Origin of the sequence: Amycolatopsis sp. M39 (genome assembly GCF_001651785.1) — a bacterium.
Taxonomy (GTDB): Bacteria; Actinomycetota; Actinomycetes; order Mycobacteriales; family Pseudonocardiaceae; genus Amycolatopsis; species Amycolatopsis rubida.
The window spans coordinates 140,454-164,630 of sequence record NZ_LWSF01000022.1; the positions used below are offsets into that span (position 1 = coordinate 140,454).

23 protein-coding genes are annotated in these 24,177 nt (G+C 68.2%); 13 read left to right on the plus strand and 10 right to left on the minus strand.

All coding sequences use genetic code 11. The annotated features are described in order from the left end of the window. Positions 1 to 381 precede the first annotated feature (381 nt). From A4R44_RS34020 to A4R44_RS34045, 8 genes are all read left to right on the plus strand, one after another. Positions 382 to 855: a hypothetical protein gene (locus A4R44_RS34020; RefSeq protein WP_067589882.1), complete on the plus strand. Its 474-nt coding sequence runs from the start codon at positions 382 to 384 to the stop codon at positions 853 to 855. Further along, entirely contained in the window at positions 852 to 1,493 is a 642-nt protein-coding gene (locus A4R44_RS46530) for a DUF3558 domain-containing protein (protein WP_232791900.1), read from the plus strand. The genes A4R44_RS34020 and A4R44_RS46530 overlap by 4 nt, the downstream gene beginning before the upstream one ends. Before the next feature lie 3 nt (positions 1,494 to 1,496). Next, positions 1,497 to 2,930 carry a hypothetical protein gene (locus A4R44_RS34025; protein ID WP_067589885.1) on the plus strand — a complete coding sequence of 478 codons (1,434 nt, stop codon included), beginning with the start codon at positions 1,497 to 1,499 and terminating at the stop codon, positions 2,928 to 2,930. A gap of 8 nt (positions 2,931 to 2,938) precedes the next feature. Beyond that, a complete protein-coding gene (locus tag A4R44_RS34030) occupies positions 2,939 to 3,673 on the plus strand; it encodes an ESX secretion-associated protein EspG (protein ID WP_067589887.1) in 735 nt (244 codons plus the stop codon). 95 nt (positions 3,674 to 3,768) lie between these two features. Further along, positions 3,769 to 4,857, plus strand: a complete 1,089-nt coding sequence (locus A4R44_RS34035) for an IS630 family transposase (RefSeq protein ID WP_067590016.1) — start codon at positions 3,769 to 3,771, stop codon at positions 4,855 to 4,857. A 79-nt stretch (positions 4,858 to 4,936) separates the two neighbouring features. Further along, positions 4,937 to 5,647, plus strand: coding sequence for a triacylglycerol lipase (locus tag A4R44_RS34040; protein ID WP_232791901.1), 711 nt, complete (start codon positions 4,937 to 4,939; stop codon positions 5,645 to 5,647). Beyond that, the gene (locus A4R44_RS51085) at positions 5,644 to 5,871 is read left to right on the plus strand and encodes a hypothetical protein (RefSeq protein WP_232791902.1); all 228 of its coding nucleotides are present in this window, start codon (positions 5,644 to 5,646) and stop codon (positions 5,869 to 5,871) included. The genes A4R44_RS34040 and A4R44_RS51085 overlap by 4 nt, the downstream gene beginning before the upstream one ends. 84 nt (positions 5,872 to 5,955) lie before the next feature. After that, the gene (locus A4R44_RS34045) at positions 5,956 to 6,378 is read left to right on the plus strand and encodes a hypothetical protein (RefSeq protein ID WP_067589890.1); all 423 of its coding nucleotides are present in this window, start codon (positions 5,956 to 5,958) and stop codon (positions 6,376 to 6,378) included. On the opposite strand, the gene A4R44_RS34050 is transcribed toward A4R44_RS34045, so the two are convergent. Further along, entirely contained in the window at positions 6,314 to 8,218 is a 1,905-nt protein-coding gene (locus A4R44_RS34050) for a translation factor GTPase family protein (protein WP_067589893.1), read from the minus strand. The two genes, A4R44_RS34045 and A4R44_RS34050, sit on opposite strands and share 65 nt — an antisense overlap. Positions 8,219 to 8,498: 280 nt before the next feature. Between A4R44_RS34050 and A4R44_RS34055 the strand changes: the two genes are divergently transcribed. Beyond that, positions 8,499 to 8,927: a DoxX family protein gene (locus tag A4R44_RS34055; RefSeq protein ID WP_067589896.1), complete on the plus strand. Its 429-nt coding sequence runs from the start codon at positions 8,499 to 8,501 to the stop codon at positions 8,925 to 8,927. A 43-nt stretch (positions 8,928 to 8,970) separates the two neighbouring features. On the opposite strand, the gene A4R44_RS34060 is transcribed toward A4R44_RS34055, so the two are convergent. From A4R44_RS34060 to A4R44_RS34070, 3 genes are all read right to left on the minus strand, one after another. Continuing rightward, positions 8,971 to 9,675, minus strand: a complete 705-nt coding sequence (locus A4R44_RS34060; protein ID WP_067589898.1) for a TIGR03089 family protein — start codon at positions 9,673 to 9,675, stop codon at positions 8,971 to 8,973. A gap of 98 nt (positions 9,676 to 9,773) precedes the next feature. Further along, entirely contained in the window at positions 9,774 to 11,258 is a 1,485-nt protein-coding gene (locus tag A4R44_RS34065; protein ID WP_067589901.1) for an LCP family protein, read from the minus strand. Between the two features lie 64 nt (positions 11,259 to 11,322). Next, positions 11,323 to 12,849 carry an LCP family protein gene (locus A4R44_RS34070; RefSeq protein WP_067589904.1) on the minus strand — a complete coding sequence of 509 codons (1,527 nt, stop codon included), beginning with the start codon at positions 12,847 to 12,849 and terminating at the stop codon, positions 11,323 to 11,325. Positions 12,850 to 12,967: 118 nt separating this feature from the next. Here A4R44_RS34070 and rfbB point away from each other — a divergent pair, with 118 nt between their 5' ends. Both rfbB and rfbD read left to right on the plus strand, forming a co-directional pair. After that, complete coding sequence (gene rfbB, locus A4R44_RS34075) at positions 12,968 to 13,960, plus strand: dTDP-glucose 4,6-dehydratase (protein ID WP_067589907.1); 993 nt, start codon at positions 12,968 to 12,970, stop codon at positions 13,958 to 13,960. 28 nt (positions 13,961 to 13,988) lie between these two features. Next, positions 13,989 to 14,897: a dTDP-4-dehydrorhamnose reductase gene (rfbD, locus tag A4R44_RS34080; protein WP_067589910.1), complete on the plus strand. Its 909-nt coding sequence runs from the start codon at positions 13,989 to 13,991 to the stop codon at positions 14,895 to 14,897. On the opposite strand, the gene A4R44_RS34085 is transcribed toward rfbD, so the two are convergent. From A4R44_RS34085 to A4R44_RS34095, 3 genes are read right to left on the minus strand one after another with little or no spacing between them, the layout of a single operon-like run. Then, the gene (locus A4R44_RS34085; RefSeq protein WP_067589913.1) at positions 14,873 to 15,958 is read right to left on the minus strand and encodes a glycosyltransferase family 1 protein; all 1,086 of its coding nucleotides are present in this window, start codon (positions 15,956 to 15,958) and stop codon (positions 14,873 to 14,875) included. The genes rfbD and A4R44_RS34085 overlap by 25 nt on opposite strands. Continuing rightward, positions 15,951 to 18,464 (minus strand): glycosyltransferase, encoded by a 2,514-nt coding sequence (locus A4R44_RS34090; RefSeq protein WP_067589916.1) that lies wholly within the window; start codon positions 18,462 to 18,464, stop codon positions 15,951 to 15,953. Before A4R44_RS34090 ends, A4R44_RS34085 begins: the two co-directional genes overlap by 8 nt. Before the next feature lie 31 nt (positions 18,465 to 18,495). Then, on the minus strand, positions 18,496 to 19,425 hold the full coding sequence (locus A4R44_RS34095) for a glycosyltransferase family 2 protein (RefSeq protein WP_095213791.1): 930 nt from the start codon (positions 19,423 to 19,425) through the stop codon (positions 18,496 to 18,498). Between the two features lie 18 nt (positions 19,426 to 19,443). Here A4R44_RS34095 and A4R44_RS34100 point away from each other — a divergent pair, with 18 nt between their 5' ends. Together A4R44_RS34100 and A4R44_RS34105 are read left to right on the plus strand one after the other, a co-directional pair. After that, positions 19,444 to 20,529 (plus strand): glycosyltransferase family 1 protein, encoded by a 1,086-nt coding sequence (locus A4R44_RS34100; RefSeq protein WP_067589919.1) that lies wholly within the window; start codon positions 19,444 to 19,446, stop codon positions 20,527 to 20,529. Positions 20,530 to 21,024: 495 nt separating this feature from the next. Continuing rightward, on the plus strand, positions 21,025 to 22,155 hold the full coding sequence (locus A4R44_RS34105) for a glycosyltransferase family 1 protein (protein ID WP_067589922.1): 1,131 nt from the start codon (positions 21,025 to 21,027) through the stop codon (positions 22,153 to 22,155). On the opposite strand, the gene A4R44_RS34110 is transcribed toward A4R44_RS34105, so the two are convergent. The 3 genes from A4R44_RS34110 to A4R44_RS34120 are packed head-to-tail and all read right to left on the minus strand — an operon-like array spanning position 22,152 to position 24,143. Beyond that, a complete protein-coding gene (locus tag A4R44_RS34110; protein ID WP_067589925.1) occupies positions 22,152 to 23,126 on the minus strand; it encodes an amidohydrolase family protein in 975 nt (324 codons plus the stop codon). The genes A4R44_RS34105 and A4R44_RS34110 overlap by 4 nt on opposite strands. A 40-nt stretch (positions 23,127 to 23,166) precedes the next feature. Continuing rightward, complete coding sequence (locus A4R44_RS34115) at positions 23,167 to 23,499, minus strand: hypothetical protein (RefSeq protein ID WP_067589928.1); 333 nt, start codon at positions 23,497 to 23,499, stop codon at positions 23,167 to 23,169. A gap of 26 nt (positions 23,500 to 23,525) precedes the next feature. Next, positions 23,526 to 24,143 carry an SRPBCC family protein gene (locus tag A4R44_RS34120; RefSeq protein ID WP_067589931.1) on the minus strand — a complete coding sequence of 206 codons (618 nt, stop codon included), beginning with the start codon at positions 24,141 to 24,143 and terminating at the stop codon, positions 23,526 to 23,528. Positions 24,144 to 24,177 lie beyond the last annotated feature (34 nt).

The window sequence follows — 24,177 nt, forward strand, 5'->3', positions numbered from 1 at the left end:
GTAGGCGAGACTCTGACGCAAAAGCCTCGCCGCGAGCATGACGAAAACTCGGAACTCGGCGCGCAGTTTTATCGGACTAACGATTCGGTTTTAGTACCGTCGGCGCTCCAGTTAGCCTTGGTCCGGCAGAGGTTGGCGCGCAGAATTATCTGTGTGACGTGGCGGGCATGGTCGTCGCCAACCTGAAGCAGAAGGCGGGCGCGTGACTCAGCTTCGCGTAGTTGATGATGCGGTTTGCTCCGTTCGGCGCAGTGCACGGTGGGGTGAGTTTGCTTGTTTTTGTCACCCCGCTGTGAGCGGTTGGCTACAGTGACAGCCGGAGGGGCCTCAGGACTGGATGCCTGGTCGAGAGGTGGTGCGCAGTGCACGGGAGGGACGGGCATGGTGGAAAGCGATCCAGGGCAAGTCACCGAAACGACAGGGTGGCTGACGGGGCTGCCGATCACCGTCGTGGGGGCGGCGATGAATGTGGCTAAAGGGGTGTCGGACGCTGCTGCGGTGGCATCTGCCACGAAGGCGGGGGCAGGGCTCACCTTGAATCGCGACGAGGCGCAGTCACTGCTTGAACGGGCAAAGCGGCTCCAGCACAGTACGCGGGCGATGATACCGGACGCGGAGGCGTTGACGCGACTTACTCCGCCGGCCGCTGACCCGGGCAGCACAGGATTCAATCAGCAGGCGGTAAAGACCTTCGAGAACGGCAAAGAGTCGCTGGAGGCGACGCATCAGTACATGGCGGAACTGATTGGCCGCCTTGAGAAGGCGTTGGGCATTGTCGGCGAATCAGATAGCCAAGCAGCTGCGGATGTGAAGACCGCAGGTAACAGCGACGAGGGCAAGGGAATTCTCGGATGAAGGCGCGGTTCTCGGTGCCGGTTGCTGGCGTGGCGGTGGCCATGCTCGCGGCAGGATGTTCTGGAGGCCCGACGCCTGTGCAGCCAACTGGCTCCCCGTCTTCCCAGCCGCAGACGTCCGCGCCAGGGAAGACGTTGCCTTACGGGGGTGCGCCGAAGGTGGAACATCCATTGCCCGCATCGGTGTTGTCGACGCATCCGTGCGATAGCGCGCTGACTCCAGGCCAAGTGGGGAGCCTTCTGGGCCGAAATCGGCAAGGTGCGCACAGAGACGAACCCTCGCTCGGTGCGGAATGCCAGTGGTCCAACGACGAGACTGGTGCATTGGCAACCGTCTTGTACGCTACTAAGCTTTCTGATGGACTCAGTGCGGTCTATGCGAACAGCAAACCGCAGGCAACTTTGTGGCGACAACTTCCTCTTGTGCAAGGGTTCCCGGCCGTGGCTCACTCGACCTTCAAACAGGAATCAGTGGTGAAGTCATTCTGCCAGGTCAGCGTTGGCATAAGTGATCAGAAAACAATTGACGCATCGGTCTCACTTGGCTATTCGCAGATCGGCAAGAAAGACCCATGTGATGCGGCGGCGGTCGTTGCGGACATGGTGATCACCAACCTGAAGCAAAAGGCAGGTGCATGACCGATGGGGTTCTTCGACTTCATCGGCGAGGGAGCCCAGTGGATCGGCGACCGGATTGGTGACGCGGATGACTGGGTCAACGACCGGCTCAGGGACGCGGGGAACTGGTTTTCCGACTTCTACCACGGAAATCTCGGTGATCAAGCCCTTCCGGCACCAGCGATTGTGCAGCAGGTTCAGCAAGGGCCGGGCACTTCTTCGTGGGACAGCGGTAGTTCCACGGTGCAGAAGATGATCCAGGAGCACAACCAGAACAGCGACGACGCGCAGCAGATCACCACTATGCTGGAATCTGTCTGGACCGGCGACGGCGCGGATGCGGCTCGGGCCCGGTTAAGGCCGTTATCCGACGCGTCTTCCACCTCCGCGCAGGCATATGTGGTCAATGGGCAGAAGCTGGTCGACACCACGCACGGCTACAACGACATGAAGATCGCGTTGCAGGCGATGCCTCCGGCGCCTCCGCACAAGAATCTTTGGGACCAGGGGACTCCTTGGGACACCGACACCGAGAAGCAGATCAACGAGTACAACGCTGCCGCCAATCACAATGTCGAGCGGTATCAGAAGTACGCTGACCAGGCCAGGGCCAACGGTCAGGGGCTGAATAGCGATTACGGTCAGGTGTCCGGGTTCGACGGGCAGAATCTCACGATCGACTCCGGTGGCGATCGCGCCAAGAGCAAGACCGGGTCGCACGAGAGGGCCTCTCAAAAACCTGGGCAGGATTCTGGTGGGCCGGGGAGTGGTCCGGGGGCCAGCGGTGGGCTCGGGAGTGGGCCGGGAACCGTTGGCGGGCCGGGGAGTTGGCCGGGAGCCAGCGGAGGACCGGGAGCTAGCGGGCCAGGAGCCAGTGGGCCTGGGGCTACTGGCGGGGCCGGTGGGGTGTCGTTCCCGCCGGGAGGTGTCGCAGTGCCGCTGGGTAGCGGAGTGCCGGGGGGCAACGACGGAACTTCGACGGCTGGGTGGACTCCGCCGTCGGTTGATCGGGTTGGCGGGGCGAACTGGACCCCGCCGACAGCGACGCCGACCTCCTGGGGCGCTGGGGGCGGGAGTGGCAACAGCGGCTGGACGCCGGGCGGGTTCGGGCCGCTCGGCGGCGGAAGCGATGCCGGAAGCGAAGCCGGAGGCCGCAGTGGAGGGATCGTGGCTCGGCTTGGCGGGGGTACAGGCGTAGGTGCCGGGGCCGGCGTGGGCGCGGGTGAAGAAGCGGCGGCCCGCGGGGCGGCGGGGAAGGGCGCGGCTGGGGCCAAGGGAAGCCCGGGAATGGGTGGCATGGCCGGCGCGGGAAAAGGCAAAGGCGAGGAAGACAAAGTACACCAGCGCAAGTACGGAATCGATGACGACTCCGCGTTCTCGCTCGTCGACGAGAACGGCGAGCGGGCTCTCGATCCCCGCACTGGGTTGCCTCCGACGCCCCCGACGATTGGTGGTTGAGGGGCTCGATGACGATCATCGACAGGCCGCTGCGGATGCCGCGGTCGGTGTTTTTGGCGCTTTGGCACGGTGCGGACCTCGGGAAAGCACCGGTCGTGGTCGAGGACACCCCGATGTACCTCACCGAGGAAGGCGCGGCCGAGCGGGCGAAGCGGACGCGGGAGCTCCTCAACGAGCTTGGCGAGGCGGCGGATGCGTTGCGTGGCACGCTCAAACTGCTCGCTACCGCGCGGCATGAGGTGTACGGGTGGACTGACTTCGGCACCCACCAAGAGGACAACGGCGCGATTCTTGTCGCGGCGACCAAACCCGACGCCGTTCGGTTGATTACGGACGCGGAGTTCGTTCAGCTGGATCCGGTGTCGCCGGATGAGCTTGCGGCTTGTCTGGTCATGGCGATGCCGGAATGTCCTCCGGCGGCGGTTCGGGTGATGCGAATCAACCGGGAGTACTACGACAATGGCGGGGCGGATCCGCTGGCCGAGGAGGGCGGCGAGGCGGACGAGCTGCGATACCTGATGCGCGTGCCGCGCGATGCGGTGCATCAGTTGCATGCCGCGGTACGGGACGGGCGGGGCGAGCGGAGGTACAGTTCGCCGTTGTCGGTCATCGATCTGAGCGGGCGCGGGCGGGTGCTGAGCTTTCAACGTACCAACGGCGGCGAGGCGCAGATCAGTGTCTGCCCGGGAAACCGGGCGTCCTTGATCGATGCGGTGAACCGCGCGCTCGCCAGTTTGCGATAAAAACTAGTGCCGTGACCCAGAAGGTTGGGTAGGTAATGGCCTCCGGGGCGGCTGACTGATCACGCTTGGCAGGCTGCCGGGTGGAGGTGGTGTCGGTGGCTCGTCAGCCCGAGGTATTCGTCCATGAGTTAGAGCCCGAACAAGCGCAGCGGCTGGTGAAAATCACCAGGTCAACACGCGACCGGATCCGGCTGCGCCGCGCTGGAGTTGTTCTGGCTTCCGTGCAGGGCCGGTCTGCGGGCGAGATCGCGGTCATGTTCGCCGCGACCGAGAACTACGTTCGGGAGGTGATCCACGCGTTCAACGCCCAGGGGTTCGCGGCGCTGGACCCAAAATGGAGCGGCGGCCGGCCAGCTAAATTCGGTCCGGCCGCCCGCGAGCTCATCTGCCGTATCGCCCGTGCCACCCCGAGCGCGCTCGGGCAACCCTTCAGCACGTGGAGCCTGACCAAGCTGGTTTTCTACCTGCGTGAACACCACCGCCTGGTCGTGTCCACCGAGACCACCCGGCGTGTCCTGCACAAGGCCGGGATCACCTGGCAGCGCACGAAAACCTGGAAGATCAGCCGCGACCCGGACTTCGCCGCGAAGATGGCTCGCATTCTCGACCTCTACGACCATCCACCCGTGGACGGCCGGGTGCTCTGTGTCGATGAGTTCGGTCCGCTGAACCTGCAACCCCGCCCAGGTTACGGCTGGTTCCGGCGTGGCCAGCCAGCACGACTGCGCGCCACCTACACCCGCACGCACGGGGTCCGGCAGATGCTCACCGCGCTGGACCTGGCCACCGGCCAGATGTTCTATCGGTTCCGCGACCGCAAACGCTGGCCGCAGTTCCTCGATTTCTGCAAGCAACTGCGTCGTCGCTTCCCGGCCGGCACGCTCTATCTGATCTGCGACAACTATGGCCCGCACGGCAAGGCCGAGGTCACTGACTGGTGCGCTGGTCACGACATCGAACTGGTCTACACGCCCAGCAACGCCTCCTGGCTGAACTGGATCGAGTGCGAGTTCACGGCGCTGCGCTATTTCACCCTTGATGGCAGCGACTACCCATCCCATGCCGCGCAGGAAGCCGCTATTGCCGGCTATGTTCGCTGGTGCAACCGCCACTGCCACCCGAAGCGTCACTTCGCGGTCGACTCGAGGATCCGCCGTCCGGATTACCTACCCAACGTTGCGTGACGCGGCACTAGTAACCGCGTTTCCCTTTCTCGTGTTCCGCGTTAACCAAGGCGTCGGGTTCACAGAGAGGTGAAACGGAATGGGCGTACGCGCGTTCGGACGGGGCATGGTCCTCCTGGCAGCGGCGGTGGTCGCGCTCGGCGGGGGCACCGCGGTGGCAGCGACCGGGAAAGAACCGGCCGGTCCGGTGCAGCCGAACATCATCGCCGCGGCGATCTACTCGGTCGGGCAGCCGACGATCGCGCCGCCGGGGGCCAACGACTGGAACTGCAAGCCTTCCGCGGAGCATCCGAACCCGGTGCTGCTGTCCAACGGCACCACGGCCAACGCGTACGAGAACTGGGCGAATCTCTCCCAGCGGCTCGCCGACGAGGGGTACTGCGTGTTCGCGGGGAACTTCGGCGGGTCGCCGGGGGCGTTTCTGCAGACGGTGGGGCCGGTGGCCGGTACGGCCGGCCAGCTCGCGACCTTCGGGGACAAGATCCTCCAGGCCACGGGGGCCTCGAAGCTCGACGTCGTCGGGCATTCGCAGGGCGGGATGAACCCGCGCTACTGGATCAAGTACCTCGGCGGTGCGAGCAAGATCGGCAAGCTGATCGGGCTGTCTCCGTCCAATTACGGCNCGGCACCAGCCTGTTCGGTCTGCTCACCGCGATCCAGGCCATCCCGCCTGCGCGCGATCTTGTCGGCGCGGCTTGTGCGGCTTGCAATGAGCAGTCGACCGGATCGGCGTTCCTCAAGGACCTCAACGCGGGTGGAGACACGGTTCCGGGCATCGACTACACCGTGATCCAGACCAGGTATGACGACGTTGTCACCCCGTACGCCAACGCCTTCCTCAAGCCCGCGCCCAACGTGAAGAATCTCGTCCTCCAGGACGTCTGCGGGCTCGACTACACCGACCACCTCGGCATCACCTACGACCCGATCGCGCAGCGCGAGGTGCTCAACGCGCTCGACCCGCAGCACGCGAAAAAGCCCAACTGCACGTTCGTGCCCCCGGTGATCAGCTGAGATACCCCCGCCCCGGGGTAAAAACGCGAACACTTTCGCCGGCTCGGTTGTGCGGACTCCGGCTCCGATGTCACAGTCGGTGACATGTTCTGGCTGCTCCCCGACACCTGGACGCCGCACGACGAGGCCGAGCTGGTCGCCGGATGGCGGCTCTGGCTCGAGCTGAGCGACCGCGCGTGGCCCACCGCGTCGTGGGACGGCACCCCGTCCGGCGCGGTGGGTCCGTTGCGCGAGCTGCTCGACGCCTGCGACGAAATCGAGAGCACGTGCCGGGAAACGGCCGAGCCGTCCGCGGAGTTCACGGACCTCGTTCAGCCGCTCGTGCTGTGCGCGAGCGCGGTCATCTGCCTGTGGTGGGACGACCACGCCCCGCTCGACTCCGCCCGTGCGAAGGCGCTCCACGAGGACCTGCGCCGGTTTTCGGCCCTCGCGGAGCGCGTTCTCACGCTGTTGTCCGCCCACGGCGGCTGGACGGAACTCGACGTGGCCCGCCGCCACCCGGCTTGAGCCGGTACTCGGCGAAATCTGTGCCGAGCGTGCCCTCGCCTTGGGTGAGCGCGGGCAGTGCTTGTTCCAGTTCGTGTGCGGAGGCAGCTGGGAGATGACCGTCCACAGTGCATCGGTCGCCGGTGATCACTGGTTCGCCAGGGACTGCGCGTAGTTCGATTAGCTTGCGCAGCACGGCGCTGATCGCGGAAGCCGGAGCCTCCAGTTCGAACGCGTGGACCGGTTCGTACACGCGTGTTCCGGCCTGGCGAAGGGCTTCCCGCAGCACTAGCCGGGTCATGCCGCGGAAATCGCTGGCGGTGCTGGCTGGCGGGTAGAACGCGGTGTCGGTGAGGGTGACCGCGCAGTCGATCACTTCCCGGCCGTGCAAACCCTCGTGCAGGATCTCGTGGACGGTGTCCTCAATGGCCGTGTGGAACGAAAGCGGCAGCGAGCGGAGTTCGACTTCCAACCGGTAGTCGGTGCCGGAGCCGGGTGGGCCGGGTTCGACGCGGAGTCCGACAGTGGCCCAGAAGAACACGCGTTCGTCCGGAGCGGGGCGGCGCACGCGGTGTCCGGTCCCGTGCAGACGTTCGACCAGCAGCGGTCGCGATTTCTCGAACTCGGCGCCGATGCCGAACTCTTCGGCAAGGGTCGTCCGGATGACCTCCTTCTGTACCTCGCCGTACAAGCGGACGGTGATTTCCTGTGCCTGCCGGTGGATGCTGATCAGCGGGTCCTGTTCGGACAGTCGGGTCAGCGCGGTGTACAGCGCACTGGTTTGGTCCGGATCGACCGGGTGCACCAGCGTTTCCAGGCTGGGCGGGGCGAAGAACCGGCCCTGGGCAAGGTCGGCGCGTTCGCCCAGCCGGTCGCCGATCCGGATTTCCGGCAAGCCCCAGACTCGCGCGACATCTCCGGCCAGGGCCTCCCCGGACACCGGGGTCGCGCCGTGCTCGAATACCCGTACTGCTGTGGGGCGGCCGATGCCTTCCGCGCCGACGCGCCGGAAAGGCACCGGCCGCCGTGCGGCCAGGGAACCAGAAAACATTCGCAGGTAAGCGATTTTCTCGCCGGAACGGCCGCGTTCGATTTTGAAGACAGTGGCGTCGAGCGGTCCGTCTCCACGGCGTTCGCAGGATGGCAGCAGTTCGTAAACTCCGGCGATGAGGTCGCGAACGCCAGCTCCGGTGACTGCCGAACCGAAGAAGACCGGATACACCGAGGAGGCGGCGACCTGGCGGGCCAATGCCTTGCGGTAATCCATTGAGGACGCTGTACCGGACACATAGGACTCAACGAAGACGTCATCTCCGGCCAGTAGGTCAGCGAGTCGTTCATCGAAGGGGAGCGGTGTCGGGTGTGCGTCAGCGGTGCCGATCCCGGTTACGGCGCTCATCGCGACACATTGCGGGGAAAGCTTGGTGCGCAAGGATTCCAGCAGTGACGCTTCACGCGCACCGGTGCGGTCGATCTTGTTCACGAAGACCAGTACCGGAATGCCGAGCCGGACGAGCGTGCGCATCAGTACGCGAGTCTGTGCTTGCACCCCTTCCACCGCGGATACCACGAGCACCGCGCCGTCGAGCACGCCGACGGCGCGTTCGACCTCCGCGATGAAATCGGGATGGCCGGGGGTGTCCACGAGGCTGAGCCGGTGGCCGGGCGTGCTGACCGCCACGACGGCGGACTTGATGGTGATGCCGCGCCTGCGTTCGAGGTCGAGCGAATCGGTTTGGGTGTCGCCGTCGTCGACCCGGCCGGCGTGGTCGATCACGCCGGTCTCGAACAGCAGACGTTCGGTGAGGCTGGTTTTACCTGCGTCGATGTGCGCCAGGATGCCGATGGTCAGTGCTTTCATGCGTGCGGGAGTCCTCAGCTGCGGGAGACAGGCCGAACTGGGGTCGATCGGACTGTCGGCGCATCGGGACTCCTCGCGGGTCGGGAACACGAAAACACGGCCACGAGCAGCGCGCACTCGCGGTCAGCGGCACGGTAGCGCCGGACCGGGCGCGGTGTACAGCGAGTTTTCGGTGCCTGTCGGTTTCCTGTCGATCACTGGCTGACACCCCCGCGGCGGTGTTCAGTGCCCTACCGTGGGCCTGGTCAGTTGAATTTTCACCTATCGGGGAGCTGTCTCCATGTTGACTCGAGTCAAGGACGTCGCGCTGCTGCTCGGCCGGATCGGCATCGCGGTGGTGTTCTTCGCCCACGGCCTGCAGAAATGGGACAGCGGCGTCGGGGCGACCGCCGACATGTTCAGCCAGATCGGCATCCCGCTGCCGAGCGTCTCCGCGTTCCTCGTGATCGTGCTCGAACTGCTCGGCTCGATCGCGTTCGTCGTCGGCTTCCTGCTGCCGGTGGTCGCCATCGGCTATGCGATCAACATGGCAGGCGCGCTGATCTCGGTCCACGCGGCGCACGGCCTCACCGGCGAAGGCGGCTACGAACTCGTGCTGGTGCTCGGCCTCACCGCGCTGGCGCTGGGCTTCAATGGCGGACGGCTGTCCCTGGACCACGTGCTGTTCTGGCGTCGCCGTGAAGGGGCGCTTGAGTTGCAGAGCGCCTGAGTGTGTCGTGAGTGCTGATCACGGCTCCAACCGTGATCAGCACTCACGAGGGCAGGTCGGCGGTGGTGCGTTCGGCCTCGCGGCGGGCGGACAGTTTCGCCGGGTCGGCGTTGGTGACCTGGACCAGGTGCGCGCTGGCGGCGAGCGGAACGAGCAGGCCGTCGAGTACGCCGTCCGGCACTGTCCAGTCCATCGTGGACAACACCCGGTCCGCTGCGGTCAGGCCGAGTTTTGCCGCGCGCGCGGTGGCTTCCGTCCACACTTCGTCCACTGTGGAGGAACCGAGCGCGGGGGTGTCGCCGGGCGTCGGCTGCATCGGGAAGAACTGGTCGCCCGACATCCGGGCCTCGCTCAGGTAGTCGAGCGCTCCGCCGGACGGCGGGGCCGGCAGGCCGCGGCCCATCGGGTCGAGCGACACGACCGCGACGGCTGGGGCGTCGATCTCCTCGTCCGGGCTGGTGAAGACGACCCGCGCGCCCTCGGGCTCCGCGACCACGCGGGCCCCGCACCACCACGCGCCGAGCAGCACGCCCGCGGTCTGCCAGTGCGCGGGCAACCGCACCGCGACGGCGTCGCCCTGCTCCACGTCGAACTCGTCGACCAGCCAGTTCGCCGTTTTCGCGGCCCAGTTCTGCATCGTCGCCACGGACAGCTCGACCCGGCTGCCGACCCGGTCGTCGTAGTGCGTGATCAGCGGTTTCGCCGGCGAGGTCAGAAGCGGGCGCAGCAGCTGCTCGGTGAGGCTCATGCGCCCGCCTCGCTCGCGCTCGGCGCGGCATGAGCCGAAGGCGCAGTGTTGGATGGTTCGCTCGCAAGCTCGCTCATGCCCTCAGGCTAGTCGCGGCGTCAGTCGACGCAGGGCACGCCCGGGATTCCGGAGTCGAGGCTCTGCGACACCGCACCGGCCGCCGCGCCGCCGCCCCCGGTGCTGCTGCGTCCGGCCAGCCCCGCGACGAACCTCCGCACCGCGGCCGGGTCGACCTCGACGATGCTCTGCCCGTCCTCGCTGCGGCCGTTCGTGGTGATCACCGGGATCGTCGCGAAGGTCAGGTCGCCGGACGCGATGCCCTTGACCTGCTGGGCGAATTCGAGCACGTCGAGGCTGTCGTCGAGCACGAACGACCGGTGTACCGCGTCCATCAGGCTGTTCAGCATGCTCGGATTGGTGAGCGTGCCCGCGGACAGCACCTTGCGCATCGCCGAGGACAGGAACGCCTGCTGCCGCTTGATCCGGTCGAGGTCGCCGTTCGGCAGGTTCTTGCGCTGGCGCACGAAGGACAGCGCTTCGCCGCCGCTCACCGTCTGCACGCCGCGGCGGAAGTTCGCCCCGGAATCCTTGTCCGACGTCGCGTGGTTGAGGCACACCGGCACACCGCCGACGGCCTCGGTGATCAGATAGAACCCGAGCAGGTTGACCTCGGCGTAGTGGTCGATGCGCGCCTGGGTGAGGTCCTGCACGGTCTGGACCAGCGCCCGCCGCCCGGCGGCGTCCGAATCGCGGGCGATCTTCGCCTGGTCGTGCTCGCCCTGCGCGCGTTCCTCCTGTTCGGCGCGCGCCTTGGCGACGCCGTACGCGGAGTTGATCTTCGCTTGGCCGCGGCCCGGCACGTCGACCCAGCTGTCGCGCGGGATCGACACCGCGGACGCCTTGCCGCCGTTCTTCGGGATCCGCAACAGGATGACGGTGTCGGTGTTGATGCCGGCTTTGTCCTCGGTACGCAATGACTTCAGCATGCTCGGCGGCAGCGGGTTGCCCTGCTGGTCAGTGCGCGCGTCGCTGCCGACGAGCAGGATGTCGGTGCCGCCGTCGTCGGCGGGCGGGGCCGGGGGTTCGCCCGCGCGCGGGGTGAGAACGTCGGCGGTCGCGACGTTGTCCTGCAGTTTGTCCTTGGTGACGTACGCGTACCCCGTCCCGCTCAGTGCGAGCAGCGAGACCAGGCCGATCGCGACGCGGCGGGTGACCCGGGTGACCCGGCCCGAGTGGCGGTCCGGTTCCTCCGGCGGGGCCGGGTTCGACGGCTGGGGGAGTGCGACGCGCGGGTGCGGCGAGGGCTTCCACTCGGACGTGGCGGTGGCACGCTCGGTGGCTGGTTTGGTTTCGTCGGTGGTGGCACGCTCGGTGGCTGGTTTGGTTTCCTCGGTGGTGGCACGCTCGGTGACCGGCTCGGTTTCGTCGGCGGCGGAGTCCTCGGCTGCTTCCTCGGCAGCAGGCTCAGCGGCAGCGTGCTTCGGCTCCGGTGTTCCGTCGGATCCGCGGTCCGAGGCATCGGAAACCGCCGGACTGTCGGCAGAATCCGCCGTCCGGTCCGGTTTGTCCTGGTTTTCGCTCACCCCGGCTACCTCCCCGCTCCCCAGCGTACGGCCTGCGGCGCGCCGGCACGCTGGGTGCTCGACTCTAGTTGACGCAGGGCACATCGCCCGCCGTGATGAGCGGCGCGGGTGAGTTCGAGGGGCTGGATGGAGGGGGCCCGGAGGGCGAAGACGCGGGCGGTGCCGAGGACGTCGTGGCCGACGCGCCGGCGGTGTCGCGCGCGTCCTTGCCGAGGATCACCCGGACGTGCCCGGCGGCGACGTCGGCGTCCGGCTCGGCCTGCGCGGTGCTGCCGAGGGCTTGGCGGACCAGGTCGGCGGCGGCCTCGTCCGACGGGTGGTAGCGCAGCACGGTCGTCGCGCGGGTGGACAGCTTGGTGCTGGTGCCGAGCTGGAAACCCTTGCCCTGCAACAGGCTCCGCACCTGGTCGGCGGCGCCCGAGCCGGAGCCGTCGAACAGTTCGACGGTGGTCTGCCCGGTTCCGGGCAACGGCGCGTTGCTGGGGGGCGGGGTGCTGCCGTCGGAGGTCAGCCGGTCGATCTCGGCGCGGACCTTCGCCGGGTCGACGCGCAGCACGTCAGCGCCGCCCATGACCGCGTTGCCCTCGGTGGGGATAGTGTGGAATTCGACGTTTCCGCCGGTCAGCCCGCGCATCTGGTCGACGAACTCGGACAGGTCCCAGCCCGCGGACAGCACCACGGACTTCTTCACCGCCTCGATGAGCTGCGCGATCCGCACCGGGTTGGCCAGCACCTCGGACGAGAGCACCTTGCTCGCCAGGCCGGACAGGAACGCCTGCTGGCGCCCGATCCGGTCGAGGTCCCCGTTCTGCAGGCCGTAGCGCTGGCGGACGAACGCGAGCGCCTGGACGCCCTCGATGGTCTGCTCGCCCGCGGGCAGGTCGACGCCCGACTTCTTCTCCTTCACCGGGTTCTTGAGGCACACCTGCACGCCGCCGATGGCCTTCGTGACCTCGTAGAAGCTGGCCAGGTTCACCTCGGCGTAGCGGTCGATCATGCCCGGTTTGCCGATGAACTTCTCCAGCGTCGCGACGAGGTTCTTGCGTCCGGCGAGCTTGGCTTTCTCGTCGACGTCCTTGAGGTCGGCGTTGCCCTTGGCCTGCAGCGTCTTGGCGGTGTCGTTGTAGGCGTAGACATACGCGCTGTTCAGCTTGTGCTTGCCGAAGCCGCCGGTGATCTCGACGTAGGAGTCGCGCGGGAAGGAGATGGCGATCGCGTGCTCCCCGTTCTGCGGGATGTGCACGAGAATCATCGTGTCGGTCTGCTTTTCGCCGTCGGACTCGCCCGCGTGCAGCATGTCGAGCACCTCGCGGGGCAGCGGATTGCCCTGCGCGTCGGTGCGGCTGTCCTGGCCGACCAGGAGGATGTCGATCGCGCCGTCGAGCGGTTTCGCGTGCGGCTGCTGCTCGCCGAAGATCGCCGTGGTGGAGAAGCCGGACTGCGGGTCGCCGATGAACTGCCAGCCGTACCAGGTAAGCGCCAGCACGACCACGGACGCGACGGACAACAGGATCTTTCCGCTTCGCCGCAGCACGACGACGACGCCGCGACCGCGGTGCACCGGCAGCGGTGTCCCCGGCCATTCGGCCACTGTTCCTCCCCAGGATGCCCCGCGCGTTTCGCGCTTTGCCGAACTCTACCGACTCCCAGGTAAGCCACCCGTAGGCTGGTGGCGAGAGTGCCCGGTCGGGCGGAAGGGGTGGATGAGGATGCGGGTCCTGGTCACGGGCGGTGCTGGGTTCATCGGTTCGCATTACGTGCGGCAGGTGCTGTCGGGGGCGTATCCGACGCTGGCCGACGCCGAGGTCGTGGTGCTCGACAAGCTCACCTACGCGGGTAATGAGGCGAACCTCGCCCCGGTCGCCGACAGCCCGCGGCTGCGTTTCGTGCGCGGCGACATCTGCGACACCGCGCAGGTCACCGAGCTGATGAGCGGCATCGATCTGGTCGTGCACTTCGCCGCGGAGTCCCATGTGGACCGCTCGATCCTCGGTTCGGCGGACTTCGTGCTCACCAACGTGCTCGGCACCCAGACGTTGCTGCAGGCCGCGCTGGAGGCGCAGGTCGGGAAGTTCGTGCACGTCTCGACGGACGAGGTGTACGGGTCCATCCAGGACGGTTCGTGGTCGGAAGACCACGTACTGGAGCCGAATTCGCCGTACTCCGCCTCGAAGGCGTCGTCGGATTTGATCGCCCGCTCGTACTTCCGGACGCACGGATTGCCGGTGTGCGTCACGCGGTGCTCGAACAACTACGGCCCGTACCAGTTCCCGGAAAAGGTCATCCCGCTCTTCGCGACGAACCTGCTGGACGGCAAGAAGGTCCCGCTGTACGGCGATGGGCTGAACATCCGGGACTGGCTGCACGTGGACGATCACTGCCACGGAATCCAGCTGGTCGCCGACGGCGGCCGTCCCGGCGAGGTCTACAACATCGGCGGCGGCACCGAGCTGACCAACCGGGAACTGACCGGACGCCTGCTCGCGGCGGCCGGGGCCGGCTGGGAAATGGTCGAACCGGTAACCGACCGCAAGGGCCACGACCGGCGGTACTCGGTCGACATCGCGAAGATCAGCGGCGAACTCGGTTACGCTCCGCGGGTGTCGTTCGAGGACGGTTTGGCGGAGACGGTGCGCTGGTATGCCGACAACCGCGCGTGGTGGGAGCCGCTGAAGGCCCGCGCCGCGCTCGGCACGTCCTGAAACCCTTTTCGCAGTAGGAGGTACGCCGGTGCGGCTGGCAGTGCTCGTGCCCGGCGGTTCTGGCCAGCTCGGCCGGGACCTGGTGAATTCCGCGGGCCCGGAAACCGAGGTGCTCGCGCCTTCGTCGGCGGAGCTGGATGTCACGGCTGCCGGCCAGGTGATCGCCGCGGTCGGGCAATTGGCTGAACGGGCCTCGGCTGCTGGCGCGGTGCCGGTGGTGATCAATGCCGCGGCGTATACGGCGGTTGACGCGGCGGAATCGGATGAGGCTCGGGCGTTCGCGGTGAATGTGGACGGGCCGCGGGTGTTGGCGGCGGCTTGTACCTCGCGGCGGGTGCCGTTGATTCACCTTTCCACGGATTATGTTTTTCCCGGGGATGGGGATCGGCCTTATGCGGTGGATGATGTTTTGGGGCCGAAGAATGCCTATGGGCGGACTAAGGCTGCCGGGGAGGATGCGGTACTCGGGTCGGGGGCGTCGGCCTGGGTGGTGCGGACCAGTTGGGTTTATGGGAAGACCGGGGCTAATTTCGTCGAGACGATCCGGCGGCTGGAGTCGGAGCGGGATCAGTTGTCCGTGGTGGATGACCAGGTGGGGGCGCCTACCTGGTCCGCTGATTTGGCTCGTGGCCTGTGGGAGCTGGCCGAGGCGGTCGCTTCCGGCCGGGGGCCTGCCGGGAAGGTCCTGCATTGCACCGGCGGCGGCGAGACTTCTTGGTACGGGTTCGCCCGGGCCATCTTCGAGGAGATCGGGGCGGATCCTGAGCGGGTCAAGCCCTGCACTACCGAAGAATTCCCTCGGCCAGCTCCTCGTCCGGCATACTCCCTGCTGTCCAACGCTTCCTGGCAAGACGCGGGCCTGACTCCACTGCGAAACTGGCGGGAAGCACTGCACGCGTACGTCACGAGGGGTCAGCGCGCTACGGCCTGGCGGTAGGCGTCGAGAGTCCGCAGTGCGGTGCTGTGCCAGGTGAAGCTTGCCGCATGAGTTCTGCGGGCGGTGGAGGTGGCTAGGCCGTGCGGGTCTGTCACGGCTTGGCGTAGTGCTTCTGCGAGCCCGTCTACATCGTCGTAGGGAACCAGGGTCGCGCAGTCTCCCGCTACCTCGCGCAGAGCTGGGATGTCGGTGCACACGACGGGAACATCCGAGGCCATTGCTTCCAGGACGGGCAGGCCGAAGCCTTCGTCCCTGGACGGGAGAACCAAGGCGGCGGCACCGGCTACGACCGTGCGAAGGTCTACATCGGACAGATAGCCGGTCTGTCCGGACCGTGGCAGCCTGGGGAACGGGCCGGGGCCGGCGAAGACCAGCGGTGGCAGGTCCGGTGCGGCTGCGTGGGCGGCGGCTAACCAGTCAAGACCCTTGCGTGGCCCGGCGGCGCCAGCGAACAGCAGGTACTTCTCCGGCAACCGTAGCTTCGCCCGCACTCCGTCATCCGGCGGTCGGGCGGTGAACCAGGCTGGATTCACCCCGAGCGGAGTCGCGATGATCTTCGACCGATCGACATCCAGCTTCTCGGCGACGGAATCCGCGACGGCCTCGGTGGGCGTGCAGATGACATTCGCCCGGTGTGCGCCGCGTCGGACCAGCTCTGGGAGAGTGCGGTCGGAGTGGGACAGTTCCTGAGGGGCGTCGAGGAAAGCCAGGTCGTGGATGGTCAGGACTCCGGCGGCGCGAAGGCGGCCGGGGAGAACGAAGTTCGTGCCGTGGACGACATCGGTTGGTCCGGCGAACAGCTCGACCGGGGGTAGCTGGGTGCGTAGCCAGGTGGCCCGCAGAAGCCTTGCGGAGACTGGCATTCCCCGAGCTTGTACGCCGTGTGGCAAGACATGCCGCAGTTTCCGCCAGCCCCGCAGGGTAAACGCGACTGCGCGAAGGTCCACTTCGGACATGGAAGCGAGTTCTTCGCTCAACGCGGCGGTGTACCGGCCAATGCCCGTCCGGGAGCCGAGCAGCGGGGTGCCGTCCAGCAGGACACGCAGCGGACGGTCAGCCACGGCGCAACCGCTCCCGCGCTACCTTCGTGACCCGTCCGGCTGCGCGCTTCGCCAGTTCGCCTGGGCCGCCGGCGGCGAGATATTCCCGCACCAGAGCCATATCGCGCCGTACCATCGCGGTGCCGCGTACGGGGTCGCTGACGGTGAGGTCGGCGCCGCCGGGCAACCGGTCCGCGGCGGGGCGCGGGTTGCGGCAGAACTCCACTAGGGGTTTCAGTGCCTCCGGCCAGGCGTATCGCTGCGCGACCACGCGGATCCGTTCGACGCAGGCGTCGGCGAATTCCCGGTCGTACAAGGACTTTTCCAGCGCGTCTGCCAACGCGCCAGCGTCTTCGGCGGGGACGACGACGCCGAGGCCCTCCGCGCGGACAAGGTCGGCGAACGCGTCACCGTCGGTCGTCACGATCGGCAAACCGGCCCACAGGTAGTCGAGAACCCGGGTGCGGAAAGCGAAAGTCGTCTCGACGTGTTCGTAGTGCGTGGTGACGCCGCAGTCGGCGTCGAGAAGCCAGTTCTGGCGATCCGAGTACGGGACCCATTGTTCGTTGAAGAAGACGTTCTTGTCCGTGAGGCCCAGCGAATCCGCCAGCCGCACGGTCCGGGAGCCGATGTCCATCTCGGCGACCTCGGGGTTCGGGTGCTTCATGCCGAGGAACACCAGACGGGCGTCGTCGCGGCGGTGGCGGAGGAGGTCGAAGGCGCGGATCAGGGTCAGCGGGTCGAACCAGCTGTAGACGCCGCCCGCCCACAGGACGACTCGGTCGGATTCGCCGATGCCGAGAGCGGAGCGCAGACCCGGACCGGTGCGCGTCGGGGCTTGCGGGGAGAGGCCGAACGGGACGACGGCGAGCAGGGACTGGGTGGTCGGGTCGGCGTCGTAGAGGCGCGGGGACAGGCGGCCGAGCGCGGCGAGGTGGCCCAGCCAGAAGTGGCGCTGGCGCTCTGAGGCGCAGAGGAAGAAATCGGCGCGTTCGAGCTGGGCGTCCAGAACGCGGGTGACGCCGGCCAGGTCGAGCGCGCGCTGGTCGTCCGGGGCGTCCTTGCCCTGTTCCAGCAGCTCCAGGTGCATCGGGTCGTAGACATCGGCGACGACGATCTTGTGCTCGTGCTGCTTCTTCAGCGACGGTGCCAGCTCCAGCACGTGTCCCTGAAGGATCACGACGTCCGCCCATTCGATCGGGCCGTCGAGGTCGCGGTGTTTGCCCGAGCTGACCTGGAAGGCCGCGGGCGGCGGCGAGACCAGCGGGTTGGTGGTCATGAGGTGCACGTCGTGCTCGGCCGACAGCGTCGAGGCGATGTTCCACGCCCGGATCGCCGGGCCCGCCATGCGCTCGGTGATCGAATCGCCGGTGAGGACAAGGATCTTGCGGCGCTGGCCGAACACGTCCTTGATGCCGAACGCTTCGACGAGGATTTCGTGTGCGCGAAGGTAATCCGGCAGCGGGTACGCGGGCTCAAGTGCCTTGCGCAGCAACGGAAGCAGGTCGGCGTCGGTCCGCACGCGCGCGGCTTGCTCGACTGCGCGGGACTCGGCCAGCGAAGGCATCATCTCGACGAATCGGTCCACTGCCAGCACCCCGGCGAGCGTGGTGCGCGGGACCGGGATTTCCGAGGTGTCGACGGGGCCGACGCCCTTTTCCAGATCAAGCTGGTCTGGGTCGATGCCGCCGCGTGCGGTCGCCCGGCGGACGGCCAGCGCGAGTGCCGCGGGCAGAGCGCGGGCCAGTGATTCGGCGGAGAGGTTCTTGTACAGCGCGGCCAGTGCGTTGCGTTCCAGCAGGAAGGTCTCGCGGCCGGTGTCGGGCGCGTCGACGGCGGCCATGGTGCCGTGGTGGCGGTGGTAGGTGAGCGATTCCGGCACGTAGCGGACGCGCCAGCCGCGCAGGTTGAGCCGCCAGCCGAGGTCGACGTCCTCGTAGAACATGAAGAAACGCTCGTCGAAACCGCCGAGTTCGGCGAACACCGACGCGCGCACGAACAGTGCCGAGCCGGTGCCGAAGAGGACGTCCTTGGCGACGTCGTGCTCGACCTCGGGCACATCCGCGAGCGGGCTGCCCGCGTGGCGCTTGTAGCCCATGCCGAACCAGGTCAGACCCGCGTCCACGAAGTCGGTGCCGGTGCCGTCCCAGTCGAGGACCTTGCTCGCCACCGCGGCGACGGTCGGCTGCGCGCGCAGTTCGGCGACGGCCGCGGAGACCCACGCCGGGGCGGGGCGGGCATCGTTGTTGAGGAAGCCGAGGACGGTGCCCTTCGCGTGCTGCGCGCCGAGGTTGCAGCCGCCCGCGAACCCGGTGTTGACCGGCGATTCGATGAGCCGCACGGCGGGCGCCGCGGCGCGGATGCGGGCCGCGTCGTCGCCTCCGGAAGCGTTGTCGACGCAGATCAGCTCGACATTCGCGTAATCCAGGTCGGTCCGCAGCGCCCGCAGGCAGGTGATGGTGTCCTCGGCGCCGCGGTAATTCACCACGATCACCGAGACGAGCGGTTGCGGGTCCCCCACTGCCAAGACGAGCTCCTCCGTCGAATTTCCGCCCAGCTTAAAGGCCAGCCCAGGCATCCCAGATCGCGCCTCGGCCCAGCGCCGAGATCCGGCTCACGCGACCGCGTTCCCGCAGCGTGCGGGGGAGCCGGAGGACAACCTCCGCCAGCACCCGCACACGCAGCGCGGGATCGAAGTTCGCCGCGCCCGGGCGGTGCCGGCGCAGCGGAAGCGCAGCGGTGATCGCGGCGAAGCGGGCCAGTTCCCGGATCGCGACTTTCGCAGGTGCGCAGCGCAGCAGCATGAGCAGTCGGTTGCGTTCGTTCCAGCCGTGAAATTGCGGCGAACCGGGGTTCGTGCTGGCGCCGTGCAGGTGCTGGACCCGTGCTTTCGGCGCGGCGGCGACGTGCCATCCGGCCAGCCGCAGCCGCCACGCGGTGTCGGTGTCCTCGTAGTAACAGAAGAAGCTCGCCGGGACGCCCCCGACCGCGCGCACGGCGTCGGCGCGCAGCAGTGCGGCACCGCCGCAGAAGCCGAAGACCTCGTCGCTGGGTTCGGTGAGGTCGGCACCATGGCCGTCGGCGGTGAGCCGGACACCGGTGGACTGAGTGCTGCCGTCGGGCAGTTCGAGCCGGGAGGTGACGGCGGCGGCGAGCGGCTGGCTGTCGAGGATGTCTTCGAGGTTGGCGAGCCAGTCCGGCTCGGGGGCGGCGTCGTCGTTGAGCCAGGCGACGCGCGGGGTGTCGATGCGTTCGAGCGCGTGGGCCATCGCGCCGGCGTAACCGGTGTTGCGACGGAGCCGGAGCACCTCCGGATGGCTGGGGTGCGCGGCGAGAATCGTTGCGGTGCCGTCGGTTGAGGCGTTGTCCACCACGAGTGTCCGATGTGGACGATCCTGGGCGGCGAGCGCGTCGAGGCACGCGGTGAGGTGGGCTGCCCCACGCCAGGTCACCACGACGACGGTGGTGCCGGATTCCGCGCTGGTCACCTGGGAGAGAATAGCGGCGTGCCCGAACTGGTCGTGATCGCCGAGCAACTGCTCGCCCCCGTTCCGGGTGGCACCGGCCGGTACACCGCCGAACTGCTGCCCGCGCTCGCCCGCACCGCGCCGCCCGGCTGGACCGTGTCCAGCGTGGTCGCGCGGCACGCGGACGTCTCCGCCGCACGGATCGAGGGGGTCGAAGGGCCGAGCGTGCTGCCGCTGCCGCCGAGGGCGCTGGTCGCGCTGTGGCAGCTGGGCCTGCGCTGGTGGCCGGGCGGTGACGCGGTGCACGCGCCGACCCCGTTCGCGCCGCCCCGTCCCCCGGCTGGGCGAACACTGACCGTCACCGTGCATGACACGGTGCCCTGGACGCATCCGGAGACCCTGACCGCGCGCGGCGTCAGCTGGCACCGGTCGATGATCGCGCGGGCCGCGCGGCGCTCGTCCGGGCTGATCGTGCCGACCCGAGCGGTCGCCGACGAGCTGGCGGTGCTGCTGGACGTGGACGTCCCGGTGCGGGTTGTGCCGCACGGGGTGACCGTGCCGGAGGGGGCTGCTCAGCTTGACCTGCCGTCGCGGTACGTGCTGGCGGTCGGGACGATCGAACCGCGCAAGGGCATGGACGTGCTGGTCGACGCGGTGGCGCAGCTCGACGGCACGGACGAGGCCGGCGACGTCGGCCTGGTGCTGGCAGGCCAGCCCGGCTGGGGTGGCATCGACCCGGTGCGGCTGGCGGCCGACCGCGGCCTGAAATCGGTGCGGGTCCTGGGGAAGGTGACCGACGCACAACTGGCGACCGCGCTGCGCGGGGCGAGCGTGCTGGCGATGCCGAGCCTCGCGGAGGGCTTCGGACTGCCGCTGCTGGAAGCGATGGCGATCGGGGTGCCGGTGGTGCACACGGACGTCCCGGCCCTGGTGGAGGTCTCCGGCGGGGCGGGGCTGGTGGTGCCGCGCGGGGACGCGGACGCGCTGGCTCGGGCGCTGAAAGAGGTGCTGCTGTCGCCGGACAAGGCGGCGGAGCTGTCGAAACTGGGGCGCGAGCGGGCACGGACGTTCACCTGGCGGGCGGCGGCTGAGGCGGTGTGGGCGGCGCATCGGCGGGCGGGCTGACGGCGGGCTTGCGGGTGGGGTGGCTGAGGGCTTGCGGGTTGGCTGTCGGCGGGTTTGTGGGTGGGGTGGCTGACGGCGGGTTTGTGGGTGGGGTGGCGGACGACGGGTTTGTGGGTGGGGTGGCGGCCGGGGCTTCGGCAGCTGCGTCGGCGGTCGGGTGCCGGGGTGCTGGCGAAGGTTCCGGCGCTGGTCGAACCCTCGGTGGTGGCCGGGCTGGCAGCGTCGCGAGGCCGATGGCAGGCGGCGAAGCGGTGGAACTGTCGAAACTGGGCAGGGAGCGGGTGCGGGCGTTCGCGGGGCGCCGCGGCCGAGGCGACGTCGGCGGTCGGGCCGCCGGGTGCAGCTTGCGATCGACTTGACACGGTCGGGTGAACCCAGACGGGTGAGCGCAGGTGGGCGAGGGTGGCGGCGCCCGGAGTCGGCGGGAGTTTGCCGGTTCCTGACCTGTGCGGTGAGTGATCGCCGTACGCTGCACTCGTGACCGGTGATCCCCGTGTGCTGATCGACGCGACCGCGGTGCCCGCGGATCGGGGCGGGGTCGGCCGGTACGTGGACTCGCTCGTCGGCGCGCTCGACCAGGACGGGGCCCGGCTGACGGTGGTCTGTCAGCCGCGTGACCTGCCGCTTTACGGTCAGCTCGCGCCCAGTTCCCGAATCGTCGCCGCGTCGCCGGCGACCTCGACGCGCACCGCCCGGCTGACCTGGGAACAGGCCACCCTGCCCCGGCTGGTGCGCCGGCTCGCCGCGGACGTCGTGCACTCGCCGCATTACACGATGCCGCTCGCCAGCGGGGCCGCTTCGGTGGTCACGCTGCATGACGCGACGTTCTTCACCGACGCGGTCCTGCACTCGTCAGTCAAGGCTCGGTTCTTTCGCGCGTGGACTGCCACCGCGCTGCGGCGGGGGACACTCTGCGTAGTTCCCAGTCACGCGACAGCGGTGGAGCTGGCCCGAGTGAGCCCAGTGCGGCACGCGGAGTTGGAGATCATCCATCACGGCGTCGACAGCGAACGGTTCCATCCGCCGTCCCCGGAGGAGGTCGCGGCGGCGCGGAAGGCGGTCGGGCTCGGCGCGACGCCGTACATCGCGTTCCTCGGGGCGCTGGAACCGCGGAAAAACGTGCCCGCGCTGATCCGTGGTTACGCCCGCGCGGTCGCCGGGCAGCGGGACGCGCCGGCGCTCGTGCTCGCTGGGCAGCCTGGCTGGGACACCCAGGTGGAGCGTGCGCTGGACGCGGTGCCGCACCGGCTTCGGGTGATTCGCGCGGGGTATCTGCCGTTCGGGACGCTCGCCGGGTTCCTCGGCGGCGCCGAGCTTGTGGCGTATCCGAGCCTCGGCGAAGGTTTCGGGCTGCCGGTGCTCGAAGCGATGGCCTGCGGTGCCGCAGTACTGACCACGCGCCGCCTCTCCCTGCCGGAAGTCGGCGGCGACGCGGTCGCGTACTGCGGTGTCGGTGCCGGCGATGTCGCCGCGGCGCTGACGGAGTTGCTGGCCGATCCGTCGCGTCGCTCAGTACTGGCTTCCGCGGCGCAGCGGCGCGCCAAGGAATTCTCGTGGACGACCACGGCGGATCGGCACCGCGAGGCTTACGGAAAAGCCTGGCATCAGCATTTGCGCAACCGTTAACAGAGGCCGTAAAGGGCTTCCGCGTTGGCGTGCGCGATCTTTTCCCGATCTTCCTCCTCGGGCAATTTCTCCAGGAATTCCGCGACAGCCGCGGCCTGGACCTGATGGAACGGATAATCGCCGGACAACAGGATTCGATCGGTACTCGTGTATTCGAGTGCGTTGCGCAGCATGCGCGGGACGAGCATTCCGCTGGTCGCGAGGTGAATGTTCGTGCGGAAGTACTCGGAGACGCGACGTTCGAGATGCGTGGCCGTGTGCGACAGGCTGTCGATGCGGTCCAGTGCGAAGAGGACCACCTCGCCCCAGTGGCCGAGGACGACCTGCAACTCCGGGAGGCGATCGAACGTTCCGCGCAGGATCAGCCGGATGACGGCGAGCCCGGCCTCGTAGTGCCAGCCGAGGCCGTACGTGGCCAGCCCGAGGTCGAGCTCCGGGCTGTAGCCGCTGTAGGAAGCCTGGCGGACTGACTCCACCGGGATCTGCGGGTGGACGAAGACCGGCCTGCCGAGTGCGGCGGCCGCGGCGAGCAGTTCGTCGTACGCGGGATCGTCCAGCGGGCGATCGCCGCTGCGGCCGTAGGACATGATCCCGACGTGCGCCGGATCCTTCGCGGTCCGTTGCAACTCGGCGAGTGCCGCGTCCGGATCGGACATCGGCAGGGTTGTCATGGCACGGAAGCGGTCGGGGTGCTTCGCGACGGCCTCGCTGGCGAGGTCGTTCGCTTCGCGGCTCAGCTCGATGCCTCGCGGGACCGGGCATCCGTGCGTTCCCGGCGGCGCGATCGAGAGGATCTGGACGTCGATGCCCGCCTCGTCCATCCACGCGACGCGCTGGTCGCCGATGTCGAGCAGTCGCCCGGGGAGGTCGCCCCGGTCGTTGTGCGCGACGCTCGGGTCTCCGGATTCGGTGCGCAGCATCCGGTCGATGCCGGGGGTGGTCCAGTGCTCCTCGATGGCGACGGTTTTCATCGGCCCCTCTTTATGGCTGGTGGTTTCGAGGTTACCAGTTTCAGTTAACCGGGCTGGGGCGTTCGCGGACGTGGTGGGCGACAGCGACCGCGACTCCGCTCGCGACGAAGAATGCGGTGACCGCCGGATTCATGGATTGAGACAAACTCGGCGCGCTTTCCGGACTTAATGCCCAAAGTGCGAGCACTCCGAGATAGACCGCGGCCAGTCCGGCGGACCACCAGCGCAGCGCGCGCGGCTGGGAATTGCGCAGGCTGGAGACGAGAAGCGCGATCAACGGAATACCGGAGAGCAAGGCGAACTGTCCGAGGACGAGAGCCGGAACGGACCAGGCGGTGATCAGGATGGGCAGCGAGGCGCGGGACACGGTCATGACGATTCTCCTTCGCCGGATCGGGTTCAGCGGTGGCAGCGAGCTTCGGCGGCGGTCTTCAACTCGGCGAGCCAGAGGTCCAGGCCAGGGGCCAGGTACTTGATCGCGGTGGCCGGGTCGGCCTCGATCTGCTGGCCGGTCCAGCTTTCTTCGGTGCGGACGAGGACTCCGCCGCGCACCGGGACGAAGTTCCAGACGTGCGTTCCGTTGTCGATCCGCAGGCCCTGGCCGATCGCCGGGCCGGACCAGCGGATGCACTGGCCGGGCTTGACCTGGTGAACGGTCGAGGTGATGACCAGTGTGGTGGCCGGGGTCGAGGGTGTGGGCGGAGCGGGGGTGCTCCAGCGGAATCGCGAACCGGGGTGCAGGCGGCCGGGGTCGAGGCGCTTCATGCTCGTGACCGGCTTTTGCCAGCGCGGCCAGCTTTCGACACTGGTGTGCAGCCGCCACACGGTGCTCAGCGGGGCCTTGACGAAGGTTTCCGCGCGGTGCTGGAGCTGGGCGGCCGGGTCGATGCCTTTTCCTTGGCAGGTCAGGGAACTCGGGTGCGCGGAGGCGGCTTGGGCGGGTGCGGCGCCGAGCAGTCCGGCGGCGATCGGAAGGGCCAGCAGCGTGGCACGCAGGCGAGGCTTGGCATTCGGCATTGGTGAACTCCCTTAGTGGTAGTTAGTATCATTA